The organism is Pseudomonas libanensis (assembly GCF_001439685.1).
Taxonomy (GTDB): domain Bacteria; phylum Pseudomonadota; class Gammaproteobacteria; order Pseudomonadales; family Pseudomonadaceae; genus Aquipseudomonas; species Aquipseudomonas libanensis.
On the sequence record NZ_JYLH01000024.1, the window covers coordinates 52,380 to 72,396 of the forward strand.

Annotated in this window: 15 protein-coding genes; 11 read left to right on the forward strand and 4 right to left on the reverse strand. The window is 61.1% G+C overall.

Annotation, left to right across the window (positions count from 1 at the left end):
- Window positions 1–32: 32 nt before the first annotated feature.
- Together TU73_RS26490 and TU73_RS26495 are read right to left on the reverse strand one after the other, a co-directional pair.
- The gene (locus TU73_RS26490; RefSeq protein WP_231984783.1) at window positions 33–3,881 is read right to left on the reverse strand and encodes an Ig-like domain-containing protein; all 3,849 of its coding nucleotides are present in this window, start codon (window positions 3,879–3,881) and stop codon (window positions 33–35) included.
- Between the two features lie 314 nt (window positions 3,882–4,195).
- On the reverse strand, window positions 4,196–4,927 hold the full coding sequence (locus TU73_RS26495) for a TetR/AcrR family transcriptional regulator (RefSeq protein WP_034120280.1): 732 nt from the start codon (window positions 4,925–4,927) through the stop codon (window positions 4,196–4,198).
- A 355-nt stretch (window positions 4,928–5,282) separates the two neighbouring features.
- Between TU73_RS26495 and TU73_RS26500 the strand changes: the two genes are divergently transcribed.
- Genes TU73_RS26500 through TU73_RS26515 form a run of 4 tightly spaced genes read left to right on the forward strand, consistent with a single transcriptional unit; the run spans window position 5,283 to window position 9,900 of the window.
- Complete coding sequence (locus tag TU73_RS26500) at window positions 5,283–5,990, forward strand: ABC transporter ATP-binding protein (protein WP_057014636.1); 708 nt, start codon at window positions 5,283–5,285, stop codon at window positions 5,988–5,990.
- The gene (locus tag TU73_RS26505; RefSeq protein WP_057014637.1) at window positions 5,987–7,186 is read left to right on the forward strand and encodes an ABC transporter permease; all 1,200 of its coding nucleotides are present in this window, start codon (window positions 5,987–5,989) and stop codon (window positions 7,184–7,186) included. Before TU73_RS26500 ends, TU73_RS26505 begins: the two co-directional genes overlap by 4 nt.
- A complete protein-coding gene (locus TU73_RS26510) occupies window positions 7,179–8,657 on the forward strand; it encodes a TolC family protein (protein WP_057014638.1) in 1,479 nt (492 codons plus the stop codon). The genes TU73_RS26505 and TU73_RS26510 overlap by 8 nt, the downstream gene beginning before the upstream one ends.
- The gene (locus TU73_RS26515; RefSeq protein WP_057014639.1) at window positions 8,647–9,900 is read left to right on the forward strand and encodes an efflux RND transporter periplasmic adaptor subunit; all 1,254 of its coding nucleotides are present in this window, start codon (window positions 8,647–8,649) and stop codon (window positions 9,898–9,900) included. The genes TU73_RS26510 and TU73_RS26515 overlap by 11 nt, the downstream gene beginning before the upstream one ends.
- 295 nt (window positions 9,901–10,195) lie before the next feature.
- Here the strand turns inward: TU73_RS26515 and TU73_RS26520 are convergent, their stop codons facing one another.
- Both TU73_RS26520 and TU73_RS26525 read right to left on the reverse strand, forming a co-directional pair.
- Window positions 10,196–11,590, reverse strand: a complete 1,395-nt coding sequence (locus TU73_RS26520; RefSeq protein ID WP_057014640.1) for an FAD/NAD(P)-binding protein — start codon at window positions 11,588–11,590, stop codon at window positions 10,196–10,198.
- Between the two features lie 255 nt (window positions 11,591–11,845).
- Window positions 11,846–12,409 carry a helix-turn-helix domain-containing protein gene (locus TU73_RS26525; protein WP_057014641.1) on the reverse strand — a complete coding sequence of 188 codons (564 nt, stop codon included), beginning with the start codon at window positions 12,407–12,409 and terminating at the stop codon, window positions 11,846–11,848.
- A 93-nt stretch (window positions 12,410–12,502) separates the two neighbouring features.
- On the opposite strand from TU73_RS26525, the gene TU73_RS26530 reads away from it, so the two are divergent.
- The 7 genes from TU73_RS26530 (at window position 12,503) to TU73_RS26560 (ending at window position 19,682) form a co-directional block, all read left to right on the forward strand.
- Window positions 12,503–13,432, forward strand: coding sequence for a DMT family transporter (locus tag TU73_RS26530; RefSeq protein WP_057014642.1), 930 nt, complete (start codon window positions 12,503–12,505; stop codon window positions 13,430–13,432).
- A 210-nt stretch (window positions 13,433–13,642) separates the two neighbouring features.
- Window positions 13,643–16,564 (forward strand): monovalent cation/H+ antiporter subunit A, encoded by a 2,922-nt coding sequence (locus TU73_RS26535; RefSeq protein WP_057014643.1) that lies wholly within the window; start codon window positions 13,643–13,645, stop codon window positions 16,562–16,564.
- Complete coding sequence (locus TU73_RS26540; protein ID WP_007986256.1) at window positions 16,564–16,908, forward strand: Na+/H+ antiporter subunit C; 345 nt, start codon at window positions 16,564–16,566, stop codon at window positions 16,906–16,908. The genes TU73_RS26535 and TU73_RS26540 overlap by 1 nt, the downstream gene beginning before the upstream one ends.
- Window positions 16,905–18,587: a monovalent cation/H+ antiporter subunit D gene (locus TU73_RS26545; RefSeq protein ID WP_057014644.1), complete on the forward strand. Its 1,683-nt coding sequence runs from the start codon at window positions 16,905–16,907 to the stop codon at window positions 18,585–18,587. The genes TU73_RS26540 and TU73_RS26545 overlap by 4 nt, the downstream gene beginning before the upstream one ends.
- Window positions 18,584–19,072, forward strand: a complete 489-nt coding sequence (locus tag TU73_RS26550; RefSeq protein ID WP_057014645.1) for a Na+/H+ antiporter subunit E — start codon at window positions 18,584–18,586, stop codon at window positions 19,070–19,072. Before TU73_RS26545 ends, TU73_RS26550 begins: the two co-directional genes overlap by 4 nt.
- Window positions 19,069–19,347, forward strand: a complete 279-nt coding sequence (locus TU73_RS26555) for a K+/H+ antiporter subunit F (RefSeq protein ID WP_043046539.1) — start codon at window positions 19,069–19,071, stop codon at window positions 19,345–19,347. The genes TU73_RS26550 and TU73_RS26555 overlap by 4 nt, the downstream gene beginning before the upstream one ends.
- On the forward strand, window positions 19,344–19,682 hold the full coding sequence (locus TU73_RS26560; protein ID WP_043046538.1) for a Na+/H+ antiporter subunit G: 339 nt from the start codon (window positions 19,344–19,346) through the stop codon (window positions 19,680–19,682). Before TU73_RS26555 ends, TU73_RS26560 begins: the two co-directional genes overlap by 4 nt.
- Window positions 19,683–20,017: the final 335 nt, after the last annotated feature.

The window sequence follows — 20,017 nt, forward strand, 5'->3', positions numbered from 1 at the left end:
TACGATCCACCGGCCAGCGCTTCACTATTGCATTATCTCAACCCGACACCATTTAGGTGGCCACCGAGCAACTTGTCAGCTTCCGTTCCTGTGCCCCCACTAGGGATATCCAGAAAGTAGTAATAGTTGGTAAAGAGAAATGAATGGGAGAAGGTCCCCGACCAGTACCAGCCCAGCCCACCCGGAAACCTCGACCCATAGGCGTTGTTGATTGCTCGTAGGTCATCAAGACTGGGCATACGTAGCCCAGCATTCGCCACTGCCGCGCTGATATTTCTGAACGTGTTCCTGCCCACGCCATGCACTTGCACAACGTTGCTGACATAAACGGTGTAACTGCGGCTCTGCACCGGTACCGACGAATCCCTGACGGTAATGCTCGCGGAACCATTACCACGCACGGTCACCAGCCCACTGCCATCTACTACGGCCACCGATGTGTTGTTTGAAGAGTAGTGGTAGGGCGCTGTGCCTCCCGAAGCCTGGCGTCTGATCGAATTTCCTGCGCCGAAGGCAGGCAATACATTGGAAGCTCCGGCAATCAGGTAAGTCCGAGCATTCAAGGTGACCGCAGACTGATCGAAATTCAGCGGCGACGTCACGCGAATGGTGTACTGCGTGGACGGGAACGGTATCGCATCACTGCGCTCGGCCCCCACCTTGTAGCCGACCGCCAACGTGATCGTGACCACACTGTTATTCGGCCGGCCCAATAACCAGGCGCGCGAGATCAACTTGTCGCGCAGGCCATTGGCGGCCTCCGCATCGTTGATCGGATAACCCGTCAAAATGTTCTGCGTAACAGCACCAGGGCTGGAAACCGACATCCACACTGTCTGTCCTGGAGCGCTCAAACGCCATTTGGCGACAGCAATCCGCCCGTCACTGGTGAATGTGGGCGGGTTAAGGCTCCCGCCATGGCCCACTCCATTAATGAAAGCACGCGGCAGGTTGGCAGACGCAATAGTCCCAAACGTGACTTTCTGCTCATCGGATGTGCCCTTGCCACCTCTGGCCAACTCGGCGATGTATTGCAAATGAACGGTGCTGTTCACACTCCTGGCCACCAGGTCATTGGGAATGTTGAAGGTAACCGTCCCACCATCCAGTCCATCCAGTGGCCCTAAATCAATCGTCAATCCATCTTCCAAGACCCAGTGGAGCGTGACCTCGTCAGTCCCGCCCACGTTCATGTTGGGATAGCTCACCAGCACCTGGCATTTGTTTTCGACTGTCAGCGGGTTGACTGATACTTCCGGCCCGGCGGCAGGCGTCGAGTCCTTGATCTCGGGATGAGGGAATACGTTAGCCAGGTCCTGGACCACGTGATGACGAACGCCGAACAGCACCGCATTGTCCCGCAGCGAACTGTGATCGAACGTCACCCAAAAGCTGATCGTCAGCTCGGACCAGTCTTGAAGGCGGCGCAAACGACCTACCGGCGCGAATGCCGAAGGGCCAAAGTCGACGTCCACGTCAACGACCTCACGAGCAACAAAAGTCGACTCCTCATAGGCACCTCCTGTGTCGAGCCTGCCCGAATAGTGCAACCACATGCGTTGACCCACCGCAGCGTATATATAGGGCGGCACCCGAGTCATGTCCAGATCGTCCAGCAACGTCTTCTGCAACACGCTGTCATCGCCGATGCTGTCGATCAATGGGCCAGGCAAATGATGCAGAGACAACAAATGCACTACCAGTGTCGGTGACGGCGTAGCAAACCCATTGCGGATCACCTTGAAGGACACTTCGATATCACGGCCATCAGGATGGATGTTGTAGCCGATGGCTTCGACCGGGATCGTGAAGTCGATATAGTCGCCAGTCTGCCCCTCCTTGATTTGCGAATGGCTGCCTATTCCTGGGAGCCCCTTCCAATCAACCTCGATTTTGTCGGCAAGCTTGATGAACTCATAACGCACCCGCACCGTGGCACCCTCCGGCCATGTCTGCATCGGGTCGAGTTCATGGGTGTCGGGGTTGGCTTGCAGCACTTCGGGCATGAACAGTTCGCCCAGTGCGGTACCGATGGTCACTATCGCGTCCTCGGAGTACTGGAAGACGCCAAAGCGGTCAATCAGAAAGCTGGCAGTGAGCGTGCCGTCCAGGTTGTCAGCGAAGAGTTGTTTTGGAATATCTACCAACAATGGGTTACCCGCCAAAAACAGCGGGTATTCGTATTGCACATCTCCACTGACGGAGCCCGTGTATTTGATGACGACCACGTCGCCTGCCTTAAAATCCGCACGCAACTCCAACGTACCCACGCTGCCGACCAGCGCCGGGTCAATGTTGCCATTGATGGCATCCTGAAACACAGGGGCTTGCAGCGTGCGTGCAGGGCGTCCTATTTGAACCCAACGTCGCTCCGACTCCCGTACTCCCAGCGCACCGGTGACGATGTAATGCACATTAGTGTCGCGCAAGCCTTCGAATCGCATGTACTCGGCATTGAGAAAATCCCGCGTGCGTACATGCGAACCGGCCAGGCGCGAAGACGAAACCAGTTCCGAGGTATTGTCCAGGTGATAGCCCTGAATTCGAACCGTCAGATCGTCCCCCGGGCTGCCCGGCGGTTGGTAGTCCGGCATCTCCGCCGTAATGAGCGGCAAGTCCGGTTCAATGAATGGCCCGTGGGCCTGGCGTACCAGTGGCCTGGGCAACTCAAAACGCTGGCCGGCAACGGTAACCGTGGTATTCCTGGAGGGCAGGTCCTCTGCACCGTCTCTTTGTCGCACATAGGAAGCCGTCAGGGTGCTTTGGATAAGTGAGCGGACCAACTCGTTGCGGATAGGGAATTCGTAATATTGGGGAATCCTGATTACCTCTTGCCGCAAGGACTCGGTCACATACTCACCCGTTGGGGTCGTGCCGTGTACGGTGAGCAAGATAAAGTCACCCACCCGAAAATGAGGACTGTTACGCGGTACGTCTACTTCAGCATGTGCAGGCGACTGGCCGAGAGCATCGGCGTCCAGAACCATGGTGACTTCGTTTGCTTCGACGATAAACGGCTCCGGCAGCAGCGATGTCTCCAAATTGACCTCTACCGGTACAGGCTTGCACCACGGCTGCAACTCGCCCGAGCGATTACGCACCTCGTCATACAAATAAAACTGCACGACAAAATGACCGGATTCGGCCGCGGTAATGAACTCAGGCGTGATCAAAAACGTCAGGTCAGCGTCCACTTGGTCGGCGGTGATGGGAGGTAGATCAAAACGATGCCCGCCCCAGTAGAACATCACCAGATCGTTGACTCGCATGAACTCCCATGCCCGAATCGTTGCAGTAACGCCCCTGGCCGCGACGACAGCGTCAATGAACGTATCCGAAAGGGTCAGCACCAATTTGGAGTGCCAGTTTTCATGCGGTCGGTCGTCGGCCCCTCCGGGCCGGGTGTCCTTGATAAACACAACCTGGCGCGGTGAGGTACTGAGTCGACCGCTCCTCGCACGCTCGACCTCGCCGTAGACATCGCCCACAAAGCCCAGCGGTACTTTGCTGCGAGGAATGTTCAGGAAGAATCGCGCGTGAGTAATTTCCTCAATCTTGACGGTGTCTTCTGCCAGCACCAGGTCTCCCGTCTTGTACCGATAGGCGTCGCCCGCTGAAACAACGTCCCAGCGCTCAAAGACGATGTCCAGCCCCTCTTCGACATGACGAATGCCCAAACCATAGGAGGCCCCTTCTACCGGTATGACCTGTGGAGGAGAGGAATAGGGGGAATCCAAATCCTCAACAACGGTAAATCCGGGGCGGGTGCCCGATGGTTTTACCACGGCAGGTGGCTTTTTTACTGGGGTAGGTCTGGCGGGGGCTGACTGGGCTTCGGGGTTCGCAGTTGCTGATTCAGACGCTGGAGGTTTGGCAGGCATTATCTTTCTCCTGATTAAAGCCCGTGCAGGCCCGCACGAGACAGGGAGAATCACACGCCCGATCTCCTATCACGTCTAGCTGTCAGAATTGACAGTGGCGACGAGTGGCGGTGCATCACTCAAAAGCGCCGTTAATACAATGTCCGCACATTCACACTTCTTCTTACATATTTTTCACGATTTATTCACAAGCCGGAACGTAGTGTGAAGCCTCATCCGTTACAAACGCTTCACATCAAGCCCGCCGCCCCAGCGGGCTTTTTTTTGCCTGCTTTTTGGCGCTAAAAAACGACCAGCGCCTACAAGGGCCATATTCACCGTGTCGCTTGCTCGCGAATGGCGCGTTGGGTGTCCAGCACCCTAGCCAACGCCGTTTCAGCCTCCGGACTTTGCTGCGGCACACGAATCGCCGCCGACACCAAGGTGATCAACTTGGCCATCACCTCCGCATCCGTCGCTGGGCGGCCCAGGCTCATGGAGTTCATCAGCAGGCGCAGTTCGGTGCCGGCCATGACTCCGGAAATGGCCTTGAGGGCAAATTGCAGGCGCACCCCCAGTTCATTGCGCGGCAAATCCGGCAGGGCGAGGGCGAAGGCTTCGAAGAAACGCTGGAACACCGGCTGGTAATGCACCTTGAGGTATTCCTGGATAAACGGCGAGGTGTCGCTGTAGACCCGGCCCAGGAAGCGGATGAACGAACGCCCTTCCCCACTTGCAGGGTCGCTACGTTCCAGGCCCATGGCCGGGGCAAACAGCACGCCCAGCAGCGTGTCGCAGTCCAGCGGGCCATCGGATTCGGCTTCACAACGCGCCAGCAGTTCCAGGCGCTGCTCATTGAGCGGCTCCAGGCGCTGCATCAGCAAGGTTTTCATCAAGGAGTCCTTGTCCCCGAAGTGATAGTTCACCGCGGCCAGGTTGACCTGGGCGCGTTCGGTTATCTGCCGTAGCAACACGGCGTCATAACCGTACTTGATGAAAAGAGCCTCTGTCGCATCCAGCAGTCGAGTCTTGGTAACGTTTGGAGCGCTGAGTTTCTTCGCGACCATATGGGTTCCACAGCGGAAATATTGTTTTAAAAAATAATTTGATTTTTTATACCGGGGCAGCCCGTCGAAAGCAAGTAGTGACACTCCGCCATATCTTGCAAAGCCTGTATAACCGGGCTTTTGAGGCAAGCCGAAGGATGTTTTCCCGCCCCTGTCACCCAACGAGAAAATCGTTTCAACCGGTAAAACCGCTCTACCTCCATGGCTGGCGAAGCGCCAGGAAGGCAGTTACTATTCAAACAATATTTTAAAAACAAGAAATAAAACCAGTCCGTAACGCGTCCAGGCAGCTTCCGAACTTGTTACAAGGGTTTTCCGGAAGCAGAGCGGCATCGTCGAGACTGCAGGCGTAGTCATGATGACACAGACCCCCGCGCACCCAGACTTGATTTCCCTGCAAGGCATCGGCAAGCGTTATCAGCTCGCCGGGCAGGAACTGAGCATTCTCAACGACGTGTGCCTGTCCATCGCCAGCGGTGATAGCTGCGGCATCCTCGGTGCCTCCGGCTCCGGCAAAAGCACCCTGCTCAATATTCTCGGCCTGTTGGACCTGCCCAACTGCGGCCAGTACCACTTTGCCGGCCACGATATCTTCAAGGCCAGCCCTGATGAACTGGCGGCGATCCGCAACCGACAGATCGGTTTCGTGTTCCAGAGCTTCAACCTGCTGCCGCGCCTGAGCGCCCTGGACAATGTCGCCCTGCCCTTGAGTTATCGCGGTGTGTCGCGCCATGAATCGGTGGAGCAAGCCCAGCGCATGCTCGAGCAAGTCGGTTTGGCCGAGCGCGCCCACCATCGCCCTGCCGACCTTTCCGGGGGCCAGCGCCAGCGCGTCGCCATCGCCCGCGCCTTGGTGGGCAAGCCTTCAGTGATTTTGGCCGACGAACCCACCGGCAACCTCGACAGCAGCACAGCCCAGGAGATCATGGACCTGCTGCTCACCCTCAACCGTGAGCAACAGGTCACGCTGATCATCGTCACCCACGACGCGCATATCGCCGAGCGCCTGGAGCGCAAGATCCTGGTGCGCAATGGCGTGGTGCACGAGGCTGAGCGCCTATGAGCCTGCGGGTCGAGCAGAGCCTGAGCCAGCTGTTGCATGAAGCGTTCATCAGCCTGCGCACCCTGGGCAAACGTTCGATCCTGGCGTTGCTGGGCATCGTTATCGGCAGTTCCTCGGTGGTGGCACTGATCAATATCGGCCACAACGCGGCGGTGGATGCAGCGATGATTTTCAAGGACATGGGCACCGACACCCTTGTCGCCCAGTTCCCGCCCAAGGGCGGCAGCAATGTGCCGATGCGCACCCGGCTTGACCTCGACAGCGTGCGCCTGGCCGTGCCGGGCATTGCCCATATCGGCGCCCTCAGCCTGTTCAGCGGGCCCATCGTATTCCATGGCCGCACCACTAATGCCAACCTGGTCGGCAGCACCCCGGATATCCACGCGGCCATGCGCCTGGTCATGCGCGAGGGACGTTTCCTGTCAGCCTTCGACGCCAACGAAACCTACGCCGTGATCGGTGACCAGCTCGCCCAGGCCCTCGGCGCGCCGGGCGACCCGCTGAAGCTGGGTGACCGCGTGCGCATCAATGACTACCTGTTCCTGATCGTCGGCATCCTGCACAACCAGCCCAGGGCCATGCTGATGCCGGTGCAGGCCAACGAATCGCTGTTTATTCCCGCCGAGGGCATGCGCCGCGTCTATGCCAGCCCGCAGATCAGCAATGTGATCATCCGCGCAGCGCCGGGACAGGACATGGAACGTATTGCCCGTGATACCGCCGCCGCGTTGCAACCGCAACTCACCGAGCATGACGTCGATATCACGGTGCCCCAGCAGATGATCGACGGCATGACTCGCCAAAGCCGCACCTTCGCCTATCTGCTGCTGGCCCTCGGCGCGATTTCCCTGGTGGGCGGCGGGGTCGGGGTGATGAACGTGATGCTCATGAACGTCTCGGAGCGCCGCCGCGAGATCGGCATTCGCATGGCCCTGGGCGCACGCCAGCGGGATATCCGCAACCTGTTCCTGCTCGAAGCCGTCACCCTTACCGCCGTGGGTGCGCTGTGCGGCGCCGTATTGGGCATGACCGCTGCGTGGCTGTATGCCTGGCTGTCGGGCTGGGCATTTGCCCTGGCGGTGGCCGCCCTGCCCCTGGGGGTGGGCAGTACCTTGCTGGTCGGCTTGTTCTTTGGCATCTATCCGGCGGTCTCGGCCTCGCGGTTGCAACCAGTGGAGGCCTTGCGCGATGAGTAAATGGCTGTGGTTGCTGGCGCTGATCAGCCTGCCCGGTGTGGCTGCCGAGGTGGTCGTCAAGCCATCGGCGCCCAGCAGCACGCGCAGCGCCTATGACCGCGGCGCGTCGCTCAATGCCCAGGTCACCACCATGACCCTGGGCGATGCCGTGTACCTGGGCCTGCGCAACAACCCGGCGATCCGCAGCGCCTATCTGCAACGAGTGGCGCAGAAGTTTGACCTGCGCGTCGCCGAAGACGTGTTCAACCCCAAGCTCACCCTCAACAGTAATTACCGTACCAGCCGGGGCTCCCAGGACAATGCCCGCAACGCCAGTGTGGCGCCGACCAGCAGCCTGCTCGGCGAATATGGCACGCGTCTGAGCATGGCCTGGACCCAGCAGTTGAACAACGCCAACCGCGCCGGCCGTTACCGCAGCGACGGGCTCGACCTGGCGATCATCCAACCGCTGATGCGCGGCGCCGGCTGGGACGCCACCACCGCGCCGCTGCGCCTGTCGCGCCTGGCCGAGCAGGCCAACCGCCTGAACCTCAAGGCCACCGTGGCGCAGACCATCAGCCAGATCATCGCCACCTACCGCGAACTCCTTCGCGCCCAGGAGCAACTGGTGATCGTCCAGGAAGCCCTCAAGCGTTCCAACACCCTGCTGGACGTCAACAAAGCGCTGATCAGCGCCGGACGCATGGCCGAGTTCGAGATCGTGCAGACCGAAGCCGATATCGCCACCCAGCAATTGGGCGTGGAAGAAGCCCAGAACCAACTGGACACCAACCGCCTGGCCCTGCTGCGCCTGCTGGCCCTGGACCTGTCCACGCCGATTCGCGCCACCGAAGCCCTGGAGGCCAACCCCATGGGCATCGACAAGCGCCAAGCCTTCAACCTGGCGCAGAACCAGCAGCCGGAATATCTCGCCGCCCTGCTCGGCAGCCAGCAGGCCGATCTTAACCTGGTAATCGCCAAGGACTCCGGGCGCTGGCAGGTGGACCTGGTAGCCGGCGCCAACCAGGTGCGCGACGCCTACGACAACGACAACGGCCACACCAATAACCGCACCTGGGACAGCTACGCCGGCGTGCAGGTGCAGATCCCCATTGGCGACATCAGCACACGCCAGGCCGAAGTCCGCGCGCGAGTGAATGTGGAGGATCAGGAAATCCGCATTACCGACGCCCGCCAGGAGCTGGAGCGCAACGTCAACAACGTGGTACGTGACCTCGGCACCCGCTGGCGCCAATATGAGATTTCCAAGCGCGCCGTGGAGTTGTCGCGGCGCAAGATCGAGATCGAGCGGGAAAAACTCAGTGCCGGGCGCTCCACCAACTTCCAGGTATTGAGCTTCGAGACCGACCTGCGCAACGCCGAAAACGCCCAGCTCAATGCGCTGATCGCTTATTTGAACGCCCAGACCCAGCTCGATCTGACCCTGGGCATGACGCTGGAAAGTTGGGAAATCGCCCTCAATGACTACTAATCAAAAACGCTTGCTGGCCGTCGTCTTGATCGTGCTGCTGGCAGGCACGGCTGTCAGCCTGCTCAACCAACGCAGCAGCGTCGAGCAGGCCAGCACCGCCGAGCAATGGCTGGCGGTAAAACCCGACCCGCTGGTGCACCAGATCGGCCTGGTGGGCAAGATCGAGCCCGACACTACCGTCACCCTCACGGCGCCGTTCGACGGCAATGTGCTGGCCAATCTGGTGGAGCAAGGCCAGCGCGTCGAGGCCGGCCAAGTGCTGTTGCGCATGGACCCGGCCACTCTTGAAGTGCAGCTGCGCGACGCCCTCTCCGCCCAGCTCAAGGCCCGGCGTGCCGTGCAGGAAATGCAGGACTGGGACAGTAGCCCTGCGGTCAGCCGTGCTCGCCGCAGTTTGCGCACCGCCGAAATGACCGCCGGCAATACCCGGCGCAAACTCACCGAGAGTGAAAACCTATTCAAGCGCGGCATCATTCCGCGCAACGAACTGGACGATCTCAAGCAGCAAACCCAACAGCAGCAACTCGACCTGGCAGCGGCGCACAGCGAGCTGCAACAGGCCCAGGACCAAGGCAGAGGCGAATACCGGCAGATTGCCGAAATGGAGCTGACCAATGCCACGGTGAAATACCAAGCCCTGCAAAAACTCCTTGAAGGCAAGGAGATCAAGGCGCCGTTCTCCGGCATCGTGGTGCCCGCGCCCGGCAGCAGCAACACCGCCCAAGGTGGTGGCAACAACAACGCACCGGTGCAGGCCGGCAGCAAGGTCAGCCAGGGCCAGGTACTGTTTGGCCTGGCCAATATCGAACGGCTGAAAATCGTGACCAAGGTCTCCGAGCTGGACATCAACCAGTTGCACCAGGGTCAGGCGGTGGAAGTGATGGGCGATGGCTTCGACGGCGAACGGCTGGCCGGCTCGGTCAGCGTGGTCAGTGGCTTGGCCATCGCCAGCGACAACCAGGGCAGCGCGCAGTTTCCGGTGACCCTGTCGATCCCGAAGCTGACACCACAGCAGTTGCAACGGGTGCGCCTGGGCATGAGTGCACGATTGACCATCGTGACCTACAACAATGACCAGGCGCTGGTGATTCCCAGCCAGGCGATTCATCCGGATATGACGGTGGAGTATCGGCCAGCGATGGATAAACCGGTGGAGCGGGTGAAGGTGACCACCGGGCAATCGACACCGCAGGGGGTTGAGGTGTTTGGGCTGAAGCCCGGTTTTGTGAAAACCTCAAGCTAAACGCAGATCAAATGTGGGAGGGGGCTTGCTCCCGATATAGCTGTGTCGCCTGTCAGGCCGCCTTCGCGAGCAAGCCCGCTCCCACAGTTTGATTGCGGGGTATCAGGTAGATTGGCATCGGCTGGCAGGCCGTCATCGCAGGCAAGCCAGCTCCCACATTTGGATCGCGGTGCGTCAGCTAGATCAGCGTCGGCTGTCAGTCCGTCACGGGAGCAAGCTCCCTCGCCACAGGTCCAGCGTCGCCCCAAAGTTATGTAGATACCTATGCTCATCGGGGGCAAGCCCCCTCCCACATTTAGATCTGTGTGAGCTTGGTTGCCAGTGCCTTGGCCTGGAGCGCCACATCGGTCACCGCCGTACTCTCCCACCACATGCCCCGCAACGGCGGGCCCATGGCAAACAGTCGCTGGCTGGCCTGGCCCTGGGCATTCAGCACCGCGCCGGCCGCATCCGCCGCAATCCCCAACGCCAACGGCCCGGGCTGGATCAACCCACGCTTGAGCAGTTGCTGCGGCAATGGCCGGGCCACGCGGCGCCAGTCGTATTCGATACCGCTGGAGTTGATCAAGGCCGCGCCCGAAACTCGGGTGAGCCCTGGCTCGCCACGATGGCGCACCGCAATGGCGACGCCCTCATCCGACGGCACCAAACCCTTGAACGACGCTGCGCGAATCCGCAACCGTCCTTCTTCCTGCAAGCGCGCCACCAATTGCGCGCTCAATGGCGGCGAGCGGTGGTGATGACTTTCCCACCATGGCCGCACATGCCGCACGAACTGGCGTTTCTCACGCTCACTGGCCTGGCTCCATAGGCGCGCGATATGCACACGCACGGTGTCCAGCGGCGCCTGCCAATCGACGCCTTGGTCGAGTGCGATGCGGCATTGCCGACGCACCTCGCGCAGCAATTGCCGAGGGCTGCGCAGGCGGTGGTCGGCGGCCAGGAAGTCGTCCCAACTCGGCGGTTGCCGACGAACATGGGGCAACAGGCCGTGGCGCGAAAAAATCTCGATGGCCCCGCGATGCCCAGCCTGTTCCAGGGACACCACGGCGTCGACCATGGTCAACCCGGAGCCGATGATCAGCACCGTTGATTGTGGGTCGAGCCGGGTCATCGCTTGCACGTCCCATGGGTCCAGTGCGGCGGCGTTCAGCCCCGTGGACTCGGTCTGTGGCGTGCGCGCAGCCGGGAACATGCCGGTGGCCAAGACCGCAAAAGCCCCATACAGTTGCTCGCCAGTATCGAGGGTGACCCGCGTCGAGGTTGCCTCGACTTGCAGATCTACCCCTTCGGCGCGGATGTGCTCGACGGTCGATGTGGACAGCGCCTTGGCTTGCGCCAGGCGCTGCTGAGCGTACAGACCAAAAATCCCTCGCGGCGCAAACAGTTCGCTGACGGGCACGTGCTGCTGGTCCGACTCCGGCCACCCACCGCCAGCGATGTAGTCGGTGAGCCACTGGGTCAGGTCGTCGGCGTTGTCCGGGTCAACGCTCATACGCGCCGCATTACCGTTCAACGTGTGGCCCAGCTCGACTGCACTGTAGGCTTCGCCTCGCCCCAGCTCAGCACGCGGTTCAATCACCAGGATGTGCCGAGTGCCCGGCAGGCGCAGCAGTTGCAAGGCGAGCATCGTGCCGCTGAGGCCGCCGCCGATGATCAGTACATCAGCAACGCGGATCGATTCACTCATGCAGGTCAGCCCTTACTGTTTGCCCATGTAAATGTGATGCAAATCGCCTCGCGCAGGAGTTGCTCGGCGCCGCCACGCCCAGTATCCAGCACATAGCCCCAGGACGCATAGTTGAGCGCGACATTGAGATAAAAGCCACCCAACATTTGCCTGCCAATATTAATCGGCTAATTGAGTGGTCATACCGACTCTACCTCCCCAGCTCAGGGCATATAAGCTGTGAAACCTGACAGTTGACAAACACTGATATCAACGTTAGATCACCACATTTCTCACAAACCGAACTGCCACCTCCCCTTCGTTGCGATAAGCGTGAGGCTGGTGGCTAGGAAACATGAAGAACTCCCCGGCACCGACGGTGTATTCAGTACTGCCTATCACCAGGGTCAAGCTGCCCTCAAAGACAAATAGCTGCTCACTCCAGCCCTCCAAGTCAGGATCCGGGCAGTACCGATCACCAGGTTCAAGGCGCCACTCCCATAACTCGACTTCACGCCGCGCTGTGGCTTTGGCCAGGAGCACCGCCTTGCTGCCAGCAATTTCACCCGCCCAGGCCAGCTCATTGATGCGGCTGTGATCACGTACATCCGGAGCCTGGATCAAATCGCTGAACGCCACCTCAAGCGCTTCGGCCACACGGTCGAGGGTGGACAGGCTGACGTTCTTCTCCCCCGCTTCAATCGCCACCAGCATGCGCCGGCTGACCCCGGACTTTTCCGAGAGCGCAGTCTGGCTCAAGTCCGCAGCGTGACGCAGGCGACGGACGTTCTGGCTGACGTGTTGCAGGACCGAGGCCCGTTGCGGATTTTCTTTGTGCACTATATTGCTCAATTGGTGGGTGTGCGCAGTATACTGCCCAGCAGTGCGGCGCATTGTGCGGTCCGTGCTTTTCCCTTGCAAGACCGAGCCGCCATGACCGCCCCTAACTCCCCTTCGCGTTTCAATCGTTTCAGCAAAGCCGAATGCATCCTGGTGGTGATCACCATGTTTTGGGGCGGCACCTTTTTGCTGGTGCAGCATGCCATGACCGTCAGCGGGCCGATGTTTTTCGTCGGCCTGCGCTTTGCCGCCGCCGCTATCGTGGTGGGCTGCTTTTCCTTGCGCACCTTGCGCGATCTCACGCTGTTTGAGTTAAAGGCCGGGGTGTTTATCGGCGTGGCGATCATGTTTGGCTACGGTTTGCAGACCATTGGCTTGCAGACGATCCTGAGCAGCCAGTCGGCGTTTATCACCGCGTTGTATGTACCCTTCGTGCCGTTATTGCAGTGGCTGGTGCTCGGCAAGCGTCCGGGGTTGATGCCAAGCATCGGCATCATGCTGGCGTTTGCCGGGTTGATGCTGCTGACAGGCCCGGCGGGCGCTTCGCTGGATTTCAGCGCCGGGGAAATCGCCACCTTGATCGGCGCGGTGGCGATTGCAGCCGAAATTATTCTGATCAGCGCGTTTGCCGGGCAGGTGGATGTGCGCCGGGTAACCGTAGTGCAACTCGCGACGGCGTCAGTGCTGTCGTTCATGCTGGTGGTGCCGATGGGCGAGGCGTTGCCGGGCTTTTCGTGGTTGCTGCTGTTCAGCGCGGTGGGCCTGGGTTTGACCAGTGCGGTGATCCAGGTGGCGATGAATTGGGCGCAGCAGAGTGTGTCGCCTACGCGGGCAACGTTGATTTATGCCGGTGAGCCGGTGTGGGCCGGGGTGGTCGGGCGGATTGCCGGGGAACGGTTCCCACCGATTGCGATGCTGGGAGCCGTGTTGATTGTGGTGGCGGTGATTGTGAGCGAGCTGAAGACGCGAGGGCAGAAGGCCGTCGAATTGATCGATGAGATGGAACAGGAACGTCATGGTTGAGGTCCCAACTGCAGCGGCGCCCAACGGATAGCCATCGGGGGCAAGCCCCCTCCCACATTGATTGGTGTCGCTGGCTGGAAAGCGGCCACCTGAAACAATGCCAAATGAGAGTTTTCGGCCTACTTTGTAGGATCCTGCCACATCTTGCCGTTTGGTGATCGTGAAAGCGGCACGTATGATGCATCCCAAACTCCCGCAGATTAGAAGCCTATGTCCCTGATAGTTCTACTGCTTCTGCCTTTTATCGGCAGCTGTCTGGCGGCCTTGCTGCCGCACAATGCACGTAACACCGAATCCCTGTTGGCCGGCCTTGTGGCGCTGGTCGGCACCATTCAAGTAGCCCTGCTCTACCCCCAGATCGCCCATGGTGGCGTGATCCGCGAAGAATTCATGTGGTTGCCCAGCCTGGGGCTGAACTTCGTGCTGCGCATGGATGGGTTTGCCTGGCTGTTCTCGATGCTGGTGCTCGGCATCGGCACGCTGGTGTCGCTGTATGCGCGTTACTACATGTCGCCGGATGATCCGGTGCCGCGCTTCTTTGCGTTTTTCCTGGCGTTCATGGGCGCCATGCTCGGCCTGGTGATCTCCGGCAACCTGATTCAGATCGTATTTTTCTGGGAACTGACCAGCCTGTTCTCGTTCCTGCTGATCGGCTATTGGCACCACCGCGCCGATGCGCGGCGTGGTGCGTACATGGCGCTGATGGTCACCGGTGCCGGCGGCTTGTGCCTGCTGGCCGGGGTGATGCTGCTGGGGCATATCGTCGGCAGCTATGACCTGGACCTGGTGCTGGCGGCGGGCGATCAGATTCGCGCGCATTCGCTGTACCCGGTCATGCTGGCCCTGGTGCTGGTCGGCGCCTTGAGCAAAAGCGCGCAGTTCCCCTTCCACTTCTGGCTGCCCCACGCCATGGCGGCGCCGACGCCGGTTTCGGCGTACCTGCACTCGGCGACGATGGTGAAGGCCGGCGTGTTCCTGCTGGCCCGCCTGTGGCCATCGCTGTCCGGCAGCGAAGAATGGTTCTGGATCGTCGGCGGCGCCGGCGCCCTCACCCTCCTCCTTGGCGCTTACTGCGCCATGTTTCAAAACGACCTCAAGGGCCTGCTGGCCTATTCCACCATCAGCCACCTCGGGCTGATCACCCTGCTGCTGGGCCTTAACAGCCCGCTGGCCGCCGTCGCCGCGGTGTTCCATATCCTCAACCACGCCACCTTCAAGGCCTCGCTGTTCATGGCGGCGGGCATCATCGACCACGAAAGCGGCACGCGGGATATCCGCAAGCTCAGCGGCCTGGTGCGCCTGATCCCGTTTACCGCGACCCTGGCCATGGTCGCCAGTGCGTCCATGGCCGGGGTGCCGCTGCTCAACGGCTTCCTGTCCAAAGAGATGTTCTTTGCCGAAACCGTGTTTATCTCCTCGACCCGTTGGGTGGAAATCGCCCTGCCGGTGATCGCGACCATCGCCGGTACGTTCAGCGTGGCCTATGCCCTGCGTTTTACCGTGGATGTGTTCTTCGGCCCGCCCGCTACCGATTTGCCGCACACCCCCCATGAGCCCCCGCGCTGGATGCGTGCGCCGGTCGAACTGCTGGTGTTCACCTGCCTGCTGGTGGGGATTTTCCCGGCCCAGGTGGTGGGTTCGATCCTTGCCGCTGCCGCCCTGCCGGTGGTGGGTGGTACGTTGCCGGAATATAGCCTGGCGATCTGGCACGGCTGGAACGCGCCGATGATCATGAGCCTGGTGGCCATGTGCGGCGGCGTGGTGCTGTACCTGCTGCTGCGCAAGCAACTCAAGCGCGGGCGCTTCAAGTACCCACCGCTGATCAGCTACTTCAACGGCAAGCGCGGTTTCGAGCGCAGCCTGGTGGTGATGATGCGCGGCGTGCGCCGCATCGAGAAGCGCATCAGCACCAAGCGCCTGCAAACCCAGTTGTTCCTGTTGGTGCTGCTGGCGGTGGTCGGCGCGATGATCCCCATGCTCAACAGTGGCCTCAGTTGGGGCGACCGGCCGAAGATCCCGGGCTCCATCGTGTTCGTCACTCTGTGGTTGCTGGCAATTGCCTGCGCCCTCGGCGCCGCCTGGCAAGCCAAGTACCACCGGTTGGCGGCCCTGACCATGGTCAGCGTGTGCGGGCTGATGACCTGCGTTACCTTCGTGTGGTTCTCGGCGCCGGACCTGGCCCTGACCCAACTGGTGGTGGAAGTGGTCACCACCGTGCTGATCCTGCTCGGCCTGCGCTGGCTGCCACGGCGGATCGAAGAGGTGTGGCCACTGCCCAACACCCTGCGCAAGGCACGGATCCGCCGGGTGCGCGACTTCCTGCTCTCTACCGTGGTCGGCGGCGGCATGGCGCTGTTGTCCTACGCGATGCTGACCCGCCAGACGCCTAACGATATCTCTTCGTTCTACCTCAGCCGCGCCTTGCCCGAAGGCGGCGGCAGCAATGTGGTAAACGTGATGCTCGTGGACTTCCGCGGTTTCGACACCCTGGGCGAGATCACCGTGCTCGGCGCCGTGGCATTGACCGTCTATGCCCTGCTGCGACGCTTCCGACCTTCCAAGGAAAGCATGGAGTTGCCGCCACAACAGCGCCAGCTGGCACCGGACGTGGCCACCGACCTGGTCAACCCACGCCAGGCCAGCGACACCGCCCTGGGCTTCATGATGGTGCCCGCAGTGCTGGTGCGCCTGCTGCTGCCGATTGCGCTGGTGGTGTCGTTCTACCTGTTCATGCGCGGGCATAACCAGCCGGGCGGCGGTTTTGTCGCCGGTCTTGTGATGTCGGTGGCGTTTATCCTGCAATACATGGTGGCCGGCACCCAGTGGGTCGAGGCGCAGATGAGCCTGCGGCCGATGCGCTGGATGGGCTTTGGCCTGCTATCGGCGACCCTGACTGGCCTGGGCGCGCTGTTCGTCGGCTATCCATTCCTGACCACCCATACCTGGCATTTCAGCCTGCCGCTGCTGGGCGACATCCACATCGCCAGTGCGCTGTTCTTCGACGTCGGCGTGTACGCCATGGTCGTGGGCTCCACGCTGCTGATGCTCACCGCCCTCGGCCATCAGTCAGTGCGGGCGCATAAACCGAGCAACCAGGCCAAAGTGGTCGTCACAACCGAAGGAGCCGCCTGATGGAAGAAGTCATCGCAATAGCCATTGGGGTCCTGGCGGCCTCCGGCGTCTGGTTGATCCTGCGGCCACGGACATTCCAGGTGGTGATGGGGCTGTGCCTGTTGTCCTACGGCGTCAATCTGTTCATTTTCAGCATGGGCAGCCTGTTTATCGGCAAGGAGCCGATCATCAAGGATGGCGTGCCCCAGGACCTGCTCCACTACACCGACCCGCTGCCCCAGGCGCTGGTGCTGACGGCCATCGTGATCAGCTTCGCCATGACCGCGCTGTTCCTGGTTGTGCTGCTGGCATCCCGGGGCCTGACCGGCACTGACCATGTGGATGGCCGGGAGCCCAAGGAATGACGTGGATGAATCAACTGATCGTTGCGCCGATCCTGCTGCCACTGCTCACGGCCGGGTTGATGTTGATGCTGGGCGAAAAGCGTCGCCCACTTAAGGCCCAGATCAATCTGTTCTCCAGTGTGATCGGCCTGGGCATCGCGATCCTGCTGCTGTACTGGACGCAGCAAGGCGGCCCCGGCTCGATAGGCGTGTACCTGCCGGGCAACTGGCAGGTGCCGTTCGGCATCGTGTTGGTGGTGGACCAACTGTCGGCAATGATGCTGGTGCTGACCGGAATCATCGGTGTGAGCGCGCTGCTGTTCGCCATGGCCCGCTGGGACCGGGCGGGCACCAGTTTCCACGCGCTGTTCCAGATCCAGCTGATGGGTTTGTATGGCGCGTTCCTCACCGCAGACCTGTTCAACCTGTTCGTGTTCTTCGAGGTGCTGCTGGCGGCATCCTACGGCCTGATGTTGCACGGTTCCGGCCGTGCCCGGGTGTCGTCGGGGCTGCATTACATTGCGATCAACCTGCTGGCGTCATCGCTGTTCCTGATCGGCGCGGCAATGATCTACGGCGTCACCGGCACGCTGAACTTCGCCGACCTGGCATTGAAAATCCCGTTGGTGCCGCAAGCGGATCGTGGCCTGCTGCATGCCGGCGCGGCGATCCTCGCCACGGCGTTCCTGGCCAAGGCCGGCATGTGGCCGCTGAACTTCTGGCTGGCGCCCGCCTACTCGTCGGCCAGCGCGCCGGTGGCGGCAATGTTCGCGATCATGACCAAGGTCGGCGTGTACACCGTGCTGCGCCTGTGGACCCTGCTGTTCTCCGGCCAGGCCGGCGCCTCGGCGCTGTTTGGCGGCGACTGGCTGGTGTACGGCGGCATGGCGACCATCATTTGCGCGGCACTGGCGATGGTGGCGGCGCAGCGCCTGGAACGCATGGCCAGCCTGAGCATCCTGGTCTCGGCCGGAATCCTGCTGTCGGCAGTGGGGTTTGCCCAGCCGAGCCTGACCGCGGGGGCGTTGTTCTATCTGGTCAGCTCCACCCTGGCACTGAGTGCGTTGTTCCTGCTGGCGGAGTTGATCGAGCGTTCGCGTTCGGCCAACGACCTGCCGCTGGATGAAGAAATCGATGCGTTGCCCAAGGCCATGGAGTCGCTGCACCCGCGGCCGGGCGTGAACCTGGATGATGAGCAGAAAGCCGTGGTCGGCCAGGTAATCCCCTGGACCATGGCCTTCCTGGGCTTGAGTTTTATCGCCTGCGCCTTGTTGATCATCGGTATGCCGCCGCTGTCCGGGTTTATCGGCAAGCTGAGCTTGTTGAGTGCACTGATCAATCCGTTGGGCCTGGGCAATGCCATCGATGAACCGATTCGCCCGGCCGCCTGGGGCCTGGTGGCGTTGCTGGTTCTGTCCGGGCTGGCCTCGCTGATCGCCTTTGCGCGCCTGGGCATCCAGCGCTTCTGGACCCCGGAAGAACGCCCATCGCCGCTGTTGCGTCGTAACGAGTGCCTGCCGATCTTCTTTTTGCTCGGGCTCAGCATCCTGCTGACCTTCAAGGCCGAGCCACTGATGCGCTACACCCAGGCCGCCGCCGACAGCCTGAACAACCCGGAGCGCTACGTGATGGCAGTGCTGGCGACACGTCCGGTACCAAGCCCCGAAGCCCAGGCCGCCGCGCTGGAGGTGCAGCCATGAAGCGTTTGTTCCCTGCTCCGTGGCTGTCATTGGCGTTATGGGTATTGTGGCTGGTGCTGAACCTGTCGATCAGCCCCGGCAACCTGCTGCTGGGCGCGCTGCTGGGCTTTCTTGCGCCGTTGCTGATGGCGCCGCTGCGGCCGTTGCCGATCCGCATCCGCCGCCCCGGGGTGATCGTGCGCCTGTTTTTCCTGGTGGGCCGCGACGTGATCCTCTCCAACCTGAATGTGGCCTGGGGTGTCCTGACCTGCGGTACACGCCCGCCGCGCTCGCGCTTTATCAAGATCCCCCTGGACCTGCGCGACGCCAATGGCCTGGCCGTGCTGGCGATGATCACCAGCGTGACGCCGGGCACCGTCTGGTCGGAACTGGCCCTGGACCGCAGCATCCTGCTGCTGCACGTTTTCGATCTGGATGACGAAGCGCAGTTTATCCAGCACTTTAAGCACGCCTATGAACGGCCCCTGATGGAGATCTTCGAATGAGCGCCCTGCTCTCCAATGCGATCCTCGCCAGCCTGTTCCTGTTTTCCCTGGCCATGGTGCTGACCCTGATCCGCCTGTTCAGAGGCCCCTCGGCCCAGGACCGGGTACTGGCGCTGGACTACCTGTATATCCTGGCAATGCTGATGATGTTGGTGCTGGGTATTCGCTATGCCAGTGACACCTACTTTGAAGCAGCGTTGTTGATTGCGCTGTTCGGCTTCGTCGGCTCGTTTGCCCTGGCCAAATTCCTGTTGCGTGGGGAGGTGATTGAATGATGCCGTTATGGGTTGAAGTGAGCGTGGCGGTGCTGCTGATAGTGAGCAGCGTGTTTGCACTGATCGGTGCTATCGGCTTGCTGCGGATGAAGAGCTTTTTCCAGCGCATGCACCCACCCGCGCTCGCCTCGACATTGGGCGCATGGAGTGTGGCGTTGGCGTCGATCATCTACTTTTCGACGCTCAAGTCCGGGCCGGTATTGCACGGCTGGTTGATCCCGATTTTGCTGTCGATCACCGTACCGGTGACCACCCTGCTGCTGGCGCGCACCGCGTTGTTCCGCAAACGCATGGCCGGTGATGACGTACCCGCCGAAGTAAGCAGCCGCCGCTGATTCTCCAGGCGAATGCAGCAAAAATGTGGGAGCTGGCTTGCCTGCGATAGCGGTGGTTCAGTTGAAGATTCAGTGACTGACACTCCGCTTTCGCGGGCAAGCCCGCTCCCACAGGGGATCTGTGCCAGGCGTTGATTCTGTGGGCAATACATGACCAATGTGGGAGCTGGCTTGCCTGCGATGGCGGTGGTTCAGTTAAGGATTCAGCGACTGACACTCCGCTTTCGCGGGCAAGCCCGCTCCCACAGGGGATCTGTGCCAGGCGTTGATTCTGTGGGCAATCCATGACCAATGTGGGAGCTGGCTTGCCTGCGATAGCGGTGGTTCAGTTAAAG